Below are 15,314 nucleotides of genomic sequence, written 5' to 3' on the forward strand. Positions count from 1 at the left end.
GCGGGGTCGCCCCCGTTACGGCGTGGCGGTGAGCAGCCGGACGGCCTCGTGCACGTCGTCGGTGATGTGCACCGAACGGGCCAGGTCACCGGCGGGCGCGAGGGCCAGCAGCGGGCGCAGCAGCGCCTCGATCGGCAGGGTCCGGGTCCAGAACGCGCTGTCCAGGAAGACGTACGGCCCGCTGTCGCCGTCGGTGCCGTAGAACGTCTTGGTGGCCGCCTGGAACACCTCCTGCACGGTGCCCGCCCGACCGGCGGCGAACACGATCCCGCCCCGGGCCAGCCGGAGGATGGTGTCCTCCCGGATCGCGTTGGAGAAATACTTGGCGATCCGGCCGGCGAAGAGGTTCGCCGGCTCGTGCCCGTACAGCCAGGTGGGGATGGCGAGCCCACCGCGCCGGGCCCAGCCGTCCGGGTCCGCGCCCCGCTGGCCGTTGCCGTTGCCGCTGGCGCTGCCGTTGCGGGGCTGCGGTATCGCCGGCTCGAACCGGGTCCGCACCCGGAGCGCGACCGCCGTGTAGGGGTCGTGGTCGGTGAAGTCCGGCGCGGTGGCCAGCAGGTCGATCGCCGAACTGAGGTCGGCCGCCGACCGCTCGGACAGGTAGGCGCCCAGGTTCGCCGCCTCCATCACCCCCGGGCCGCCGCCGGTCACCACCAGCCGGCCGGCCCGGGCCAGTTCCCAGCCGAGCGTCGCGGCCAGCCGGTACGCCGAGGTGCCGCGCGGCACCGCGTGCCCGCCCATCACCCCGACCACGGAACCCGGGCCGTGCCGGGCCAGCCAGGCGCGGGTGGCGTCGGCCAGCGCGTTGTCGACGGCGTGGTCGTGCAACCGCTGGGCCAGTGCCTCCCGCAGCTCCGGCAGCGCACCGCCATGGCTGCGGAAGTGCTCGTAGACCACGGTGTCGTACATCCCGGCGAAGCCGCCGGTGTCGAACCCGGCGGCCAGCTCCTCGGCGGTGTAGAGCCGGGACGGGTGCGTCGGGTACGGCAGCGCCGCGAAGTCGGGTACCACGGTCGCGCCGCGCCGGACCAACTCCGCCTCCACCTCCCGGGAGACGAACCGGCACCCCGCGAAGAGGGTCCCGGTCAGGTCGACCGCGGTCAGGGCCGGCACCGGATCGAGATCCAGCCGGAGACCCTGCACGGTCAGCCCGGCGAGGCTGCCGCTCCGGAGGTGGAGATCCAGTTCAGCGCGCGACTCGATTTCGTCGGCGGTGTCGTCGTGCGGTTCGAGCACGTCGGCGGGGGGCGGGGTGGGCACCCCGCCATCTTGCCCCGACCCGGCAACGGGCCTACGCCGGACCCCACGGCGGGCTCGTGGCGGGACTCATGGCGGGCCGAAAACGGTAAGCCGGGCACAGGACGGCAGGAAATCGGCGAGAGCCCGGCGACACCAGGCCGCCGGGCTCCCTGTTACCGGGTCCTGGGGAGGCTCCGGATCTCTATTTGTAGTCCAGTGCCGCCCGAACCGCACCGGCCGCACGCGTGACGGATCCCTCAGCCGTTCAGCCATCCGACGTGGCACACCCCGCTCGCCGGAGCCGGTGGCGGCCGGGTTGAATGGTCCGATGCAGAACCTCTTGCCCGAACCGCCGGCCACCCTGCTGCCCGCAGACGACGCCGCCGAGGCGGCGCTCGCCGCCGCGCGGGCGGCGGACACCGACGAGGCGTACGCCTCGGCCGCCGCGCAGCACCCGACGTTCAGCGCGGCCTGGGCGGCCCTGGCCGCGCGGGCGCTCGGCTCCGGCCAGGTCGTCGCCGCCTACGCGTACGCGCGCACCGGCTATCACCGGGGTCTGGACCAGCTCCGCCGCAGTGGCTGGAAGGGCCACGGTCCGGTGCCGTGGGGCCACGTGCCGAACCAGGGTTTCCTGCGCTGCCTGCACGTGCTGTCCCGGGCGGCCGGCGAGATCGGCGAGTCCGACGAGGCGGCCCGCTGCGCGCAGTTCCTCCGCGACTGTGATCCGGCGGCCGGCGACGCCCTCTCCGGCACCTGACCCGCAACCGGGGCGGTCCGGCGGGCGGTGGACGCTGCGGAGCGGCTACGACCAGCCGTCGAGCCGGAAGGTGTCACCGGCCCGATAAGCAGCCACCGCCGTGCGGCTGTGGCTCTAGGGGTCGCTTGCTCGGTAGAAGTTCCGCCGGCGTCGGCCGGCTCCGGTGGCTCGACCAGATCCGGTGAACCGGGTGGCCTGGGATCTGCCGGACCGTGTCGGCGGCCGACCCGTGCTCGGGTACGGGCACCGCCGCCCGCTGATCCTGTTGGCGTCCAGGCTGGTCAAAGCCCTTCGGCCACCGACGCCGCGATCTTGAGCCAGGCGTCCCGGGTCGCGGACGAGAGCTGGGCGTACCGGATCGGCTCACCGGTGTCGATCAACCGCTCGTACGGGGCCAGCAGCACCGCCCGGGTACGGGCGGCGAAGTGCCGCTGGATCGCAGGCAGGTCGATCTCCTTGCGGGACGGTGGCATGGAGACCACCGTGACCGCCTGGCGGACCAGCCGTTGCCGGCCGCTCTGCTCCAGGTGGTCGAGCATCCGGGCGGCCGTCTCGGCGGAGTCGTTCCGGGCCGACATGGTCACCACGAGTTGGTCGGTGGCGTCGATCGCCGCCTGCCAGTTCTGGGCCCGGACGTTGTTCCCGGTGTCCACGAAGATCAACTTGTAGAACCGGCTGACCACCTCGCGGATCTCCGCGAAGGCGGCGGCGGTGAGCATCTCGCCGCCGGTCGCCGACTCGTCCGAGGCGAGGACGTCGAACATGCCCTCGCTCTGCGACCGTACGTACTGCGACAGGTCACCGACCCGGCCGCCGTGCGCCCCCTTGAACTGGTAGAGGTCGCGCAGCATGTCCCGCACCGTGCGGGAGTGGAAGTCCTGCTGGGCCCGCATCCCCAGGGTGCCCTGGGTCTCGTTGTTGTCCCAGGCCAGCACGTACCCGCCGCGCTTCTGCCCGAAGGTCATCGCCAGCAGCAGGATCGCCACCGTCTTGCCGGCACCGCCCTTGGGGTTGACGACCGTCACCTGCCGGAGCCCGCCGAAGTTGCGGCGGATCATCTCGATGTCCTGCTTGATCTCCTGCTCGTGCCGCCCCGGAGCGAGCTTCACCAGCCCCAGGGTGGTCTTGTTGACCGCGGCGCGTACCCCCATCTGTGCGATCGGGTCGGCGGGGCGTACCGCCCGGCGCCGGGCGAAGTCCTCGGCGGTGGGCGTGCCGGAATCCGGCGTCCAGAGCGGGTCGGGGTAGGCGTTCGCCGGTTGTGGCGGCACCCGCTGCACCCCGGCCGACTCGGCGTACGGCTGCTGCGGCACCTCGGTCACCCCGGGGTGCGGCGGGACCGGGGGCACCGGCGGCGGCGCCCAGCCGGACTGCGGGCCGGGTACCGGCGGGGGCGGATAGCTCGGATAGCCGGGCTGGCTCGGATAACCGGGCGGACCGGGCTGGTCCGCCGGCTGCGGCGGGTACGCGGGGTGCCCCGCCACCGGAGGCGGCGGCTGCGGGGGGCCCGGCGGCGGATAGGCCGACACCGGACGCGCCGCCGCCGAGTACGGGCCCGGCGTGATCGTGGGCGGATACGGCCCGACCGGCGGAGCCGATCCGGTCGCCGGGTCGGGACCGGGGCCGGAGACCGGCTGCACCGGGATTGGCTGCGGAGGCACCGGCGGTGGCGGGACCGGTTGTGCTGCCACCGGTGCCGTCGCGCCATGCTGCGGGCCGAGCGGCCGCTGCGGCGGCTGCGCCCACGGTGACTCGGCGGGCGGCCGGGCTGGGCCGCCGTCCGGCTGGGGCCGGCTGGTGGCCGGCAGCGTCGCCCGGCCCCGGGCCGGTTCGGCGGACCGGGCGGATTCCCGCTGCTCGGCCGGCTCGGCCTCCGGCTGCGCCACGCCGGCCTCGGCCACCCCGTCACCGGTGCCCTGGCTGGTCGCCGACCCGCTCTGCGCGGGACCGGACGAGGACTGGGCCGGCCGGGCGCCTCCGCCCGCCGCCCCGCTCACCGGAATCGCGCCGCTGGTCGAAGCTACTCCGCTGGTCGGGGTTGCGCCGCTGGCCGAAGCCGCCCCGCTGGTCGTAGTGGATCCGTTCGTCGGCATGGCGCCGCTGGTCGAGTTCGCCCCGCCGCCCGGGGCGGCGCCGCTGGTCGGGATGGTCGGGTGCGCCCCGCTCGCCGGCCCGACCGTCGCCTTGCCCGTGGTCGGGCTCACCGTCGCCTTGCCGGCGGTCGGAGAGACGGACGCCTTGCCGGCGGTGGGGCTGACGCTCGCCTTGCCGGCGGCCCGAGGGTCGGCCGTACCGGTGCCGCCGGTGCGCTCCTCGCCGGCCGCCGGCCCGTCCGGGGATCCCGGCCGGGCCCGGCCGGGCGCCTCCGGGTCACCGGTGTTCTCCGGCGGGCCGGCGGTGTCGGGGCGGCGGATGTCACCGGTACCCACCGAGACCCGGCCCTGGTTGCCCGGGACGACCGTGGGCCAGACCCGGGTCGGTGAGTGCACCGAATCCTCCGCCGGGCCGGTGCTCGGGACCGGACCGGGCGGTGGCGGCGCCGGCACGGGCGGTGTCGGCGGGTGCACGGGCGGTGCCGGCGGGTGCACCGGTACGGCGGTCACCGGCGGGACCGGCGGCGGCTGCGGAACGGGTGGCCCGGGCGGGATCGGCACCGGGGAGAAGGTGGGCGGCACGGCCGGGGCCGGGGGCATCGGGATCGGGGGTGGCGGAGCGGGAACCGCAGGTGGCGGAGTGCCCTGGTAGGGCTGGTGCGCGACGGGCTGCGGCACCCCGGCCATCGGGCCCGGTGGGGTCGCGTCCGGAGGCGGCGGTGGCGTCGGCGCCCAACTGATCGGATTGGACTCGTCACGGGGCTCGGCGACGATCTCGTCCGGCGGCCACAGCGGCTCGGCCTCCTGCGGCGCTGCCGGCACCTGGCCCGGCACGTAAACCCGGTCTCCATGATTGTTCACCACGGCCTAGCTACCTCCCTCCCACACCCGAGGATATGCCCGCCGATCGGCCTCGGGCCGGGCACGGAGGTCCCCACGTACAGCCTTCCACAACAGATCAGTGGTCGTACACCGCCCATGCCCCCGGCTCGATCCACCACGACCGCTTGCGGGTCAGCGTGCCTGTTACCCCGTCGTCCAGGAACGGAACCTCCGGATCGCGGGGCGTGACCGCGACGGCACGACCCCGGGCCCGGCGCACCTCGAGGCGTACCGTCCGGCGGCCCCAGCGGGTCCGGGCGGCCACCGGTACGGCCACCGCGACCTCGACCGCGCCGTCGGCCGGGTCCGCTGTGGACAGCAGGCGTACCCCGCCGAGTTCGGCGTAGCCGCCCGCGTTGCCGATCGCACAGGCGAACAGCGGATCGTCGCCGGCCGACAGCACGGTGTCGTCGACCTCCACCCGGCCATGCCAGGCCAACGGGGTACCGGCGTCGTTGGCGGCACCGAGCAGCGCCCCGTCCAGGGTGACCGAGCCGCCGTCGTTGCGGAGCAGGTCGAGGCGCCGTACCCGACCGTCGAGTACGGCCGCGGCGACCGCCGCCGGTTCGCGGGGCAGGCCGAGCTGACCGGCGAGGTCCCGGGGCGGCTCGGACGCCGTCGACCGGCTCGGGTCCAGCGGCAGTACGCCGATCGCCGGCAGGTCCGGCACGGTCCGGTTGTCGGCGAGGTCGGCCGGACGACGGCTGGGCGGCGGGGCGTACCGGCGGACCAGCCGACGCGTGACGGCGCGTAACTGTGCGTCACTCGCTGTAGCGACCACGAGTCGGGTCTTGCCGTCCGGATCGGGCCAGTCGAGCCCGTCCGCTCGGGGCGGACCGTCCAGCCGGGCCAGCACCGCGTCGATCTCCCGATCCGACCGGGCGGTCACGGTCTCGACCCGGGCGCCGCGCTCGGTGATCGCGTCCGCGCAGGCCAGTACGGGTACCCGTGGGGTGTCCGCGCAGTCCGCCCGGTCGGGTGCCGCACCGGACGAACAGCAGTCGCCGCCCGCGCCACAGCCCGCCGGGTCGTCCTCACCCGGGGCGAGGGTGAGCAGTACCACGTCGTACACCGGGAGTCGCCTCCTGCCGCCAGCCGGCCTCTGCCGGCCGGGTCGTCACTTTTTGTTAGCCTGACACCTCGGGCTCGCCACGCGGTCGCCACCTGGCACCCGAGCCCCCTGGAGGCGGGTTTAGAGATGCCGGCGATCGTGCTCATCGGGGCGCAGTGGGGCGACGAGGGCAAGGGCAAGGTTACCGACCTGCTGGGTGACCGGGTCGACTACGTCGTCCGTTACTCCGGCGGCAACAACGCCGGGCACACGGTGGTGACCCCGGACGGGCAGAAGTACGCGCTGCACCTGATGCCGTCGGGCGCGCTCTCGCCGAGCGCGGTGATCGTGATCGGCAACGGCGTGGTGGTCGACCCGAAGGTGCTGATCTCCGAGATCGACGGGCTGGCCGAGCGGGGCGTGGACGTCTCCCGGCTGCGGATCTCCGGCGACGCGCACCTGATCATGCCGCACCACCGGGCGCTGGACCGGGTGGTCGAGCGCTACCTCGGCTCGTCCCGGATCGGCACCACCGGCCGGGGCATCGGCCCGGCGTACGGCGACAAGGTGGCCCGGATGGGCATCCGGGTGCAGGACCTGCTCGACCCGGGCATCCTGCGCAAGAAGCTGGAACTCGCGCTGCGGGAGAAGAACCAGATCCTGTTCAAGGTCTACAACCGCAAGGCGCTGGACGTGGAGGCGGTGACCGAGGAGTACCTCGGCTACGCGGAGCGGCTGCGGCCGTACATCGCGGAGACCCGGGTGATCCTCTGGGACGCCCTGGACCGGGGCGAGACGGTGCTGCTGGAGGGTGCCCAGGCCACCATGCTCGACATGGACCACGGCACGTACCCCTTCGTCACCTCGTCCAACCCGACGGTCGGCGGCGCCTGTGTCGGGGCCGGCATCCCGCCGATGGCGATCAACCAGGTGATCGGGGTGACGAAGGCGTACACCACCCGGGTCGGTTCGGGGCCGTTCCCGACCGAGCTCTTCGACGACAACGGCGCGCACCTGCGCAAGGTCGGCGCCGAGTACGGCACCACCACCGGCCGGGAGCGCCGGTGCGGCTGGTTCGACGCGGTGATCGGCCGGTACGCCGTCCGGCTCAACGGCATCACCGACCTGGTCGTCACCAAGCTCGACGTCCTCTCCGGAATGGAGAAGGTACCGATCTGCGTCGGTTACGAGATCGACGGCGAGCGGTACGACGACATGCCGATGACGCAGACCGCGATCCACCACGCCAAGCCGATTTACGAGGAGCTGGACGGCTGGTGGGAGGACATCTCCAAGGCGCGCTCCGAAGCGGAGCTGCCGGAGAACGCCCGTCGCTACCTGGCCCGGATCGAGGAGCTGTGCCGGACCCGGGTCAGCGTGGTCGGCGTCGGCCCCGGCCGGGAGGAGAACATCGTCCGGCACGAGCTGATCCCGGCCAGAAGCTGAGCGAGCCCCGTCCGGGACCAGGTCGATCCCGTCGGGGACCCGGTCGCCCCCGTCCGGGACGTCACCGGCACCATCACGCAGACCGCCCGGGGCGCGGCCCCGACAATCTTGGCCGGGAGCGAGCCGAGCGTGGCCGGGAGCGAGCGGCTCCGGGTCGGACCCGTAGGATCGGCGGTCGTGCGCGTACTACTCATCGGTGGCGGCGGGCGAGAGCATGCTCTGGCGCTCGGCCTGGCCGCCGACCCGGCCGTCGACCAGTTGATCGCCGCACCGGGCAACCCCGGCATCGCCGCGGTCGCGGAACTGCGTCCGGTGCAGGCCACCGATCCGGCATCGGTCGCGGCGCTCGCCGTCGAGGTCCAGGCCGACCTGGTGGTCGTCGGTCCGGAGGCGCCGCTGGTCGCCGGGGTCGCCGACGCGGTACGCGCCAAGGGCATCGCCTGCTTCGGCCCGTCCGGCGCGGCGGCCCGGATCGAGGGCTCCAAGGCGTTCGCCAAGGACGTGATGGCGGCGGCCGGTGTGCCGACGGCCCGGGCGCGGACCGTCGACAACCCCGGTACCGGCGTCGGGTCCGCCCTGGTGGCCCAGGCGCTCGACGAGTTCGGCCCGCCGTACGTGGTCAAGGACGACGGACTCGCCGCCGGCAAGGGCGTGGTGGTCACCGAGGACCGGTCGGCCGCGCTCGACCATGCCGCCGCATGCGGCCGGGTCGTCGTCGAGGAATACCTGGCCGGCCCCGAGGTCTCGCTCTTCGTCGTCACCGACGGCGAGACCGCGCTGCCGCTGCTCCCGGCCCAGGACTTCAAGCGGGTCGGCGACGGCGACACCGGCCCGAACACCGGCGGCATGGGGGCGTACGCGCCACTGCCGTGGCTGCCCCCGGGCACCGTCGACGAGGTGATGGCCACGGTGGTCGAGCCGACCCTGGCCGAGATGCGACGCCGGGGCACCCCGTTCGGCGGGCTGCTCTACGTCGGGCTGGCCATCACCCGGCACGGGCCACGGGTGATCGAGTTCAACGCGCGGTTCGGCGACCCGGAGACGCAGGTCGTACTCGCGCTGCTGGAGACGCCGCTCGCCGGCCTGCTGCACGCGGCGGCCACCAGCACGCTGGCCGCGCATCCGCCGCTGCGCTGGCGGGTCGGTGCGGCGGTCACCGTCGTGCTCGCCTCGGCAGGCTATCCGGACACCCCCAGGACCGGTGAGGTGATCACCGGCGCCGAGCGCGCCGGGATCGTGCACGCCGGCACCGCGCGCCGCGCCTCGGACGGCGCGCTGGTCTCCGCCGGGGGCCGGGTCCTCTCCGGTACCGGCCTCGGTGCCGACGTCGGCGCCGCCCGGCTGGCCGCCTACGAGCTGGTCTCCGGGATCGGCCTGCCGGGAGCGCACCACCGGACCGACATCGCGGCGCTCGCCGCGGCGGGTCGGCTCGCCGCCCCCGACCGGGTGGAGCCCCCGGCCGGCTGAGCCACCCCCGGCGTCCGCCCGCGGATGCGCCGCCCCGCCCGGCACCCGCCCGCCCGTGCTGGCACGAAACCGTGATTCGCCGATCGCACCGGGTTTCCTACCGTGAGATCACCCCCAGCCGTCGGTCTCGGGGGATCCCAGTGGCGGAGGAGCGACCATGCACAGGTACCTGACCCGGGCGGCCCTGGTCGCCCTCGGTGGCGCGATCGCGGTCGCGGCGACCGGTTGCGTGACGATCGAGACCGGTGGGTCCGCACCGGCCAGCTCGGCGCCGGCCACCGGCGACGCGGGCCTGGGCAGCGCCCCGCCGGACGTGACGGCCGCGACGCCGGCACCGACCGGCAGCCCGGCGGGCCAGGGCGACCAGCCCGGCGGTGGCAACACCGGTGGCGGCCACACCGGCGGTGGCAACGACAACAGCGGTACGACGGGCAAGAAGCCGAGCGGCCCGACGATCGTCTACTACCGGATCAAGCAGAAGCCGCAGTGCGACCAGGGCACGAACGTCAACCGCATCCCCGGGGTACCGGTGACCCTGGAGTGGAAGGTGACCGGCACCGACAAGGTGACCCTCTCCGTCGACGGGCCCGGGATCTACGACACCTATCCGGCGGTCGGCACCGCGACCATCGACTTCCCGTGCGGGGGCGTCCCGGGCGAGTACGTCAAGCACACCTACCAGCTCCGGACCGTCGGCGGCGGCGAGGTGCGGTCGAAGACCCTGACCGCCTCGGCACTGGTGCACGAGATTCCGATGGTCTAGTCAGGCGCGGTGGTAGCGGCGCAGTTCCCGGGTCAGCACCTTGCCGGTCGCGTTGCGCGGCAGGGCCGGTACGAAGAGCACGTCCCGGGGCACCGAGAACCGGGCGCGGTAGCGGCGGACGTACTCGCGTACCGCGTCCGGGTCGAGCGTCTCGCCCGGGTGCAGCACCAGGTACGCCGCCAGCCGCTGCCCGTACGTCCGGTCCGGGACGCCGATCACCGCCACCTCGCGTACCTGGGGCAGCTCGGCGAGCAGGTTCTCCACCTCGGACGGATGGACGTTCTCGCCACCGGAGACGATCATGTCGTCGGCGCGGCCGTCCACGTAGAGCAGCCCGTCGGCGTCCAGGTGGCCGAGGTCGCCGGTGTCCAGCAGGCGCCCGTCCACCGGACCACCCCGACCCTCCTGCTCCGGGCCGCCCGCCGTGTACCCCTCGAAGAGCAGCTCGTTGCCGACCAGGATCCGGCCGACCTGGCCGGTCGGGGTCGGCTCGCCGCGCCGGTCGACGATCACCAGCCGGGTGCCGTGCGGCGGCCGCCCGGCGGTGGTCGGCGCCCGGCGCAGCTCGGCCGGGGTGGCGATGGCGGCCCAGGAGACCTCGGTGGAGCCGTACAGGTTGTAGAGCACGTCGCCGTAACGATCCATGAACCGGGTGGCCAGCCCGCCGGGCAGCGCCGAACCGCTCACCGCGACCACCTCCAGCGGTGGTCGGTTGGCCGGCGGCGGTACCTCCAGCAGCCGCTGTACCATCACCGGCACGGCGAACAGCGCCGTGCAGGAGTGCCGTTCCACCGCCGCCAGCGCGGCCAGCGGCTCGAACCTGCGGTGCAGCACGACGGTGCCGCGCAGCGCGAAGGCCATCTGGAGCGCGGCGTACCCCCAGGTGTGGAAGAGCGGGGCGGCGATCATCATCCGTACCCCGTTGTGCAGCGGGATCCGGCCGATGATCGCTACGAGCGGGCCGAGGCCGTTCGGGGTGGGCCGGCGGGCGCCCTTCGGCGTACCGCTGGTGCCGGAGGTGAGCACGATGGTCCGGCCGTCCCGGCCCGGCGGGCGCAGCTCGCCCAGGGGTGCCCCGGCGACCAGGTCCCGGTACTCCCGGTCGTCGACCCGCTCCACCTCCGCCGGCACCCCGACCACCCGGTCGAGGAACTCGGCGTCGTGCACCAGCAGCCGGATCCGTTGCTCCTCGGCGACGGCCGCGAGCTGCGCCCCGGAGAGCCCGGTGTTCACCAGTACGATGTCGGCGCCGAGCAGCCCGCCGGCGAGGGCGGTCTCCACCAGACCGGCGTGGTTGCGGCAGAGCACCCCGATCCGGTCGCCCTCCGCGACGCCGTAGCGGGCCCGCAGCGACCGGGCCAGCCGTTCGGCCCGGTCCAGCAGCTCCCGGTAGCTGATCTCGCCGCGCTCCTCGTCGATCAGCGCGACCCGGTCCGGATCCCGGGCCGCCGCCTGGCGCAGTTCGCCGGCCAGGCTGAACCCCCAGTTCCGCAGCGCGCCGAGCTGCGCCGCGACCCGCCGGGGCGAGCCGGGCTTGAGCAGCCCGCGCCGGGTCAGCGTGGTGACGAGAAACGCGAGGTCCGAGGGCAAGGAGTGGCTCCGCTGGGTGTCGTTCTGCTTTCGGGGAAGAGGGGCTCGCCGGTCGGGACGGCACCGGGCCGGCTCGGCCGGGGCCGGCTGGCTCGGCCGTCGGCGGTCCGGCTCGATCGCCGCCGCGACCGGGCCGGTCAGCGGATCTGGCGCCCGGAGACGGCCCGGGAGATGACCAGCCGCTGGATCTCCGACGTCCCCTCGAAGATGGTGTAGATCTTGGCGTCCCGGTACCAGCGCTCGACCGGGTGCTCACGCAGGAAGCCGGCGCCGCCGAGGATCTGTACCGCCTTCTCGGTCACCGAGACCGCCACCTCGCCGGCCTTGAGCTTGGACATCGAGCCCTCACCCGCGCTGAACGGGCGGTTGTTGCGCCCCATCCAGGCGGCCCGCCAGACCAGCAGCCGGGCCGCGTCGATCTCCATCCGCATGTCCGCGAGCGGGAACGCGATCGCCTGGTTCTCGATGATCGGCCGGCCGAACTGGACCCGCTCCTGGGCGTACGCCAGGGAGTATTCGTACGCCGCCCGGGCCACCCCGATCGCCTGCGCGCCGACGGTGGGCCGGGAGAGTTCGAAGGTACGCATCGCCGCCTGGCTGTTGCCGCGCTGGCCGGAGCGGGCCCGGTCGAGCCGTTCGTGCAGTGCCTCACGCCCGCCGAGCAGGCAACGGCCCGGCACCCGTACCTCGTCCAGGAAGACGTCGGCGGTGTGCGAGGCGCGCAGGCCGAGCTTGCGTAGCTTCTTGGACGCGGTCAGTCCCTCGGTGCCGGGCGGCACCACGAACGCGGCCTGCCCCCGGGAGCCGAGTTCCGGCTCCACCGAGGCGGTCACCACGTGCACGGCGGCGATCCCGCCGTTGGTGGCGTACGCCTTCTGCCCGGTCAGCACCCACTCGTCGGTGGCCTCGTCGTAGCGGGCCCGGGTACGCATGGCGGAGACGTCCGACCCGGCCTCCGGCTCGGTGGTGCAGAACGCCGCCACCGCCGGCCGGTCGGTGTCGCCGTAGCACTGCGGCACCCATTCGACCAGTTGCTCGGGGGTGCCGGAGCCGTAGATCGCGGCGACCGCGAGGGTGGTGCCGAAGAGGGCCATGCCGATCCCGGCGTCCCCCCAGAAGAGTTCCTCGTTGGCGAGTGGCAGGGACAGCCCGGTCGGGTCGGCCCAGCAGTTCGCGATGAACTCGAAGCCGTAGAGGCCGACCTTCGCCGCCTCCTGGATGACCGGCCAGGGGGTCTCCTCGCGGGCGTCCCATTCGGCCGCGGCCGGGCGCACGATCTCGGCGGCGAATCCGTGCACCCAGTCGCGCAGGTCCTGTTGCTCTTCGTTCAGGTCGAGCGAGAACTCGGTCACGCCGTCCCCTCGTCGTCGGTCGTCGGGTCGGTCCCGGGTGCCGGTTCGGCCGGCCCGGTGTCGGGGTCAGGCCTTCGGGATGTCGAACAGGTTGGCGATGTTGGCCGCGAGCCCGAGGTCGCCCTTTGCCTTCAGCTTGCCGGTCATGAACATCATCACCGGGTTGGCGTCACCGGAAACGATCTTGAGGAACTCGACCGGGCCCATCGTGAGGGTGAGCTTGGGGTCCCGCTGCGGCGTCTCCGAGACCTGGCAGGCCCCGTTCTCGATGACGATCTCGTAGGTGTCGGAGCCGCCATCGGGCCGGCCGGTGATGGTCCAGTGCAGGACCGTGTTGGTGTTGCCGGCCCGATCGGCCCGGAACAGCGTCGGCATCCGGCCGAACACCGCGTCGAGGACCTTGCCGCGCAGGTCGCCGCTCATCACTTCGGCCAGCTTGTCGTCCGGGGTGGACTTGACGATCTGGGCGAACTGCTTGGGCTCGAGCGAGGCGAAGTTCGCCGGGTCGAAGTCGGTCATGCGAAGGCCCTCCGGGCTGCTGGTGATGGTTGCTCTCCGGTCAATATTATTGGTTACTCACGCGTAACCTTACGCACGAGTAGGTAAGCTCGCAAGGTGTCGACTCCGCCCGCCTTCCGGCGGCTGCCCCGGGCCGTACGGGAGCAGCAGATGCTCGACGCCGCGGTCAAGGTCTTCTCCCGGCGTGGCTTCCACGCGGCGAGCATGGACGAGATCGCCGACGAGGCGGGCATCTCCAAACCCATGGTTTACGCCTATCTCGGGTCCAAGGAGGAGCTTTTCACCGCCTGCCTGCACCGGGAGGGGACCCGGCTGGTGGAGGCGATCGTCGGCGCGGTCGTACCGGACGTGCCGTTCGAGGAGAGGCTCTGGCGCGGCCTGCGGGCGTTCTTCCGGTTCGTCGGGGCGCACCGGGACGGTTGGGCCGTCCTCTACCGGCAGGCCCGGGGCGAGCGGCCGTTCGCCGACGAACTGTCCGCGATGCGGAGCCGGATCATCGAGGTGGTCGCCGGGATGCTCGCCCGGGGCCTGGCCGACGACGGCCGCGAGGTCAGCGCGCCCGAGCTGGAGGTCATGGCGTACGCCCTGGTCGGTGCCGCAGAGTCGGTCGCGGACTGGCTGGCCGACCACCCCGAGGCCGACCCGGACGCGATGGCCGGCCGGATGATGGCCTTCGCCTGGACCGGCGCCGGGGACCTGCTCGCCGGGCGCCCCTGGCGACCGCCGGCCGCCCCGCCGGACTGAGCCCTCCGTCCTCGGGCCCGAGACTGCCCGTCCCCGTCTGACCGATCGCGCTCCCCGCCGAAGGCAGCGCCGGCCTGTCGCCGGAAACGGAGGTACGGGTGCTCCGGCCCGGTGGGACCGGAGCACCCGTCACGCCGCCGGTGGCGCGGGTCGGATCGGCCGACGCCGTGCCGACGGTCAGATCCGGCCGGTGCCGGCGCCGCCGGTGACGATGGACTTGACGTTGGCGGCCGGGTCGACGCTGACGCTGTACGGAAGACTCCGGACACTGCCGCCGGCCTGGCCGCTACCCGAGTTCACGAAGTGGTTGTTCCGGGCGACCAGGGTGCCGGGGCCGGAGCTGGCCTCGCCGAGGTGGTACGGGTCCTCGGTGTTCTCGAAGTAGTTGCCCTCGACGAGCACACCGGCGCCCTCGGTCGAGGCGACGCCGTAGCCGCCGACGTTGTTGTAGTAGTTGTTGAAGACGTGCACCGGGTTGCCGAACCGGACCCGGGGGTGCCGCTGCTCCGAGCCGTCGAACCAGTTGTGGTGGTACGTCACGCGCAGCTTGCCGGAGTCCTCGCCCGAGTTGTCGTCCGAGTGGCCGAGCAGGAACGACTTGTCGTGGCCGTAGACCCGGTTCCAGGAGACGGTGGCGCAGTCCGAAGCGCGCTTGATGTCGACCGCGCCGTCGTTGCCGTTGGTGAAGCTGTTGTGGTCGATCCAGACCCGGGTCGAGTACTGCACGTTGATCGCGTCGTCGCTCCAGTTCCGGAAGTTGATGTTCCGGATGATGACGTTGCTGACGCTGGCGACGTTGAGCCCGCCACCGGTGATGGCGGCACCGCTGCCCACCCCGATGATGGTCTTGTTGGCGGCGACCTTCTGCATGCCGCTGATCGACAGGCTGCCGGAGACTCGGATCACGCGCGCGCCGCTGGCCTGCATCTCGCTGACCAGTTGGCTACCGCTGGTGACCGTCACCGGGGAGGCGCTGCCGCCGCCGGTGGTGCCACCGCACTGGGTCGCCCAACCCTGCATGTTGAACGAGGCGGCCGACGCGCTGGGCATGGCGACGAGGGAGCTGCCCACGAGCGTGGCGGCGGTGGCCGCGGCGAGCAGCGGGAGCCGGGAGAGCCGCCGGGTACGGCGGGTGGTGGATTCGGTGCTGGACACAGGAAACCTCCGAGCGGAAGTGGTCCACCCCGACGGCCGGGTCGCGGGTGGGACGCGGACGCCGCCAGCGGTGGGTGGACGGTGCGGCCGGCGGGTCCGGACCGCACTGGGGACGGGTGCTGGAAAGCGCTTTCCAGCATCAAGCGAAGACTATCGATGCACATCGGCCATGTCAACGACAAATCTCGATGTTTGTTCCGTCCTGTCGGGCTTGGCCCGAGAGGGTGATCAGTCCGGATCACCCGGATCAGTCCCG

General features: G+C 73.4%; 11 protein-coding genes and 1 pseudogene. 5 read left to right on the forward strand and 7 right to left on the reverse strand.

Annotation, left to right across the window (positions count from 1 at the left end; translation table 11 throughout):
* Positions 1 to 15 precede the first annotated feature (15 nt).
* Positions 16 to 1,260 (reverse strand): hypothetical protein, encoded by a 1,245-nt coding sequence (locus R6Y94_RS28775; RefSeq protein ID WP_318398975.1) that lies wholly within the window; start codon positions 1,258 to 1,260, stop codon positions 16 to 18.
* A gap of 307 nt (positions 1,261 to 1,567) precedes the next feature.
* On the opposite strand from R6Y94_RS28775, the gene R6Y94_RS28780 reads away from it, so the two are divergent.
* On the forward strand, positions 1,568 to 1,996 hold the full coding sequence (locus R6Y94_RS28780) for a DUF3151 domain-containing protein (RefSeq protein ID WP_318398976.1): 429 nt from the start codon (positions 1,568 to 1,570) through the stop codon (positions 1,994 to 1,996).
* A gap of 281 nt (positions 1,997 to 2,277) precedes the next feature.
* Here the strand turns inward: R6Y94_RS28780 and R6Y94_RS28785 are convergent.
* Together R6Y94_RS28785 and R6Y94_RS28790 are read right to left on the reverse strand one after the other, a co-directional pair.
* A pseudogene (locus R6Y94_RS28785) lies at positions 2,278 to 3,699 on the reverse strand (chromosome partitioning protein); the annotation flags it as partial.
* A 1,348-nt stretch (positions 3,700 to 5,047) separates the two neighbouring features.
* Positions 5,048 to 6,043, reverse strand: a complete 996-nt coding sequence (locus tag R6Y94_RS28790) for a hypothetical protein (RefSeq protein WP_318398977.1) — start codon at positions 6,041 to 6,043, stop codon at positions 5,048 to 5,050.
* A gap of 126 nt (positions 6,044 to 6,169) precedes the next feature.
* On the opposite strand from R6Y94_RS28790, the gene R6Y94_RS28795 reads away from it, so the two are divergent.
* The 3 genes from R6Y94_RS28795 to R6Y94_RS28805 all read left to right on the forward strand — a co-directional run bounded on the left by R6Y94_RS28795 (position 6,170) and on the right by R6Y94_RS28805 (position 9,698).
* Entirely contained in the window at positions 6,170 to 7,468 is a 1,299-nt protein-coding gene (locus R6Y94_RS28795; protein WP_318398978.1) for an adenylosuccinate synthase, read from the forward strand.
* Between the two features lie 177 nt (positions 7,469 to 7,645).
* On the forward strand, positions 7,646 to 8,935 hold the full coding sequence (purD, locus tag R6Y94_RS28800; protein WP_318398979.1) for a phosphoribosylamine--glycine ligase: 1,290 nt from the start codon (positions 7,646 to 7,648) through the stop codon (positions 8,933 to 8,935).
* 157 nt (positions 8,936 to 9,092) lie between these two features.
* Entirely contained in the window at positions 9,093 to 9,698 is a 606-nt protein-coding gene (locus R6Y94_RS28805; protein WP_318398980.1) for a hypothetical protein, read from the forward strand.
* On the opposite strand, the gene R6Y94_RS28810 is transcribed toward R6Y94_RS28805, so the two are convergent.
* The 3 genes from R6Y94_RS28810 to R6Y94_RS28820 all read right to left on the reverse strand — a co-directional run bounded on the left by R6Y94_RS28810 (position 9,699) and on the right by R6Y94_RS28820 (position 13,159).
* Positions 9,699 to 11,288 (reverse strand): AMP-binding protein, encoded by a 1,590-nt coding sequence (locus tag R6Y94_RS28810; protein WP_318398981.1) that lies wholly within the window; start codon positions 11,286 to 11,288, stop codon positions 9,699 to 9,701.
* Positions 11,289 to 11,425: 137 nt separating this feature from the next.
* The gene (locus R6Y94_RS28815; RefSeq protein WP_318398982.1) at positions 11,426 to 12,640 is read right to left on the reverse strand and encodes an acyl-CoA dehydrogenase family protein; all 1,215 of its coding nucleotides are present in this window, start codon (positions 12,638 to 12,640) and stop codon (positions 11,426 to 11,428) included.
* A gap of 66 nt (positions 12,641 to 12,706) precedes the next feature.
* Positions 12,707 to 13,159 (reverse strand): SCP2 sterol-binding domain-containing protein, encoded by a 453-nt coding sequence (locus R6Y94_RS28820; protein ID WP_318398983.1) that lies wholly within the window; start codon positions 13,157 to 13,159, stop codon positions 12,707 to 12,709.
* A 96-nt stretch (positions 13,160 to 13,255) separates the two neighbouring features.
* Here R6Y94_RS28820 and R6Y94_RS28825 point away from each other — a divergent pair, with 96 nt between their 5' ends.
* Positions 13,256 to 13,903, forward strand: coding sequence for a TetR/AcrR family transcriptional regulator (locus R6Y94_RS28825; RefSeq protein WP_318398984.1), 648 nt, complete (start codon positions 13,256 to 13,258; stop codon positions 13,901 to 13,903).
* A 177-nt stretch (positions 13,904 to 14,080) separates the two neighbouring features.
* Here the strand turns inward: R6Y94_RS28825 and R6Y94_RS28830 are convergent, their stop codons facing one another.
* Positions 14,081 to 15,058, reverse strand: coding sequence for a polysaccharide lyase family 1 protein (locus tag R6Y94_RS28830; RefSeq protein WP_318398985.1), 978 nt, complete (start codon positions 15,056 to 15,058; stop codon positions 14,081 to 14,083).
* Between the last annotated feature and the right edge of the window lie 256 nt (positions 15,059 to 15,314).

The sequence above is a fragment of the Plantactinospora sp. KLBMP9567 genome (assembly GCF_033446045.1).
In the GTDB taxonomy this organism is placed as follows: domain Bacteria; phylum Actinomycetota; class Actinomycetes; order Mycobacteriales; family Micromonosporaceae; genus Plantactinospora.

Coding starts and splice junctions, on each gene's coding strand:
- R6Y94_RS28780 (WP_318398976.1), top strand. CDS start 1,568: ATGCAGAACCTCTTGCCCGAACCGCCGGCCACCCTGCTGCCCGCAGAC.
- R6Y94_RS28795 (WP_318398978.1), top strand. CDS start 6,170: ATGCCGGCGATCGTGCTCATCGGGGCGCAGTGGGGCGACGAGGGCAAG.
- R6Y94_RS28805 (WP_318398980.1), top strand. CDS start 9,093: ATGCACAGGTACCTGACCCGGGCGGCCCTGGTCGCCCTCGGTGGCGCG.
- R6Y94_RS28820 (WP_318398983.1), bottom strand. CDS start 13,159: ATGACCGACTTCGACCCGGCGAACTTCGCCTCGCTCGAGCCCAAGCAG.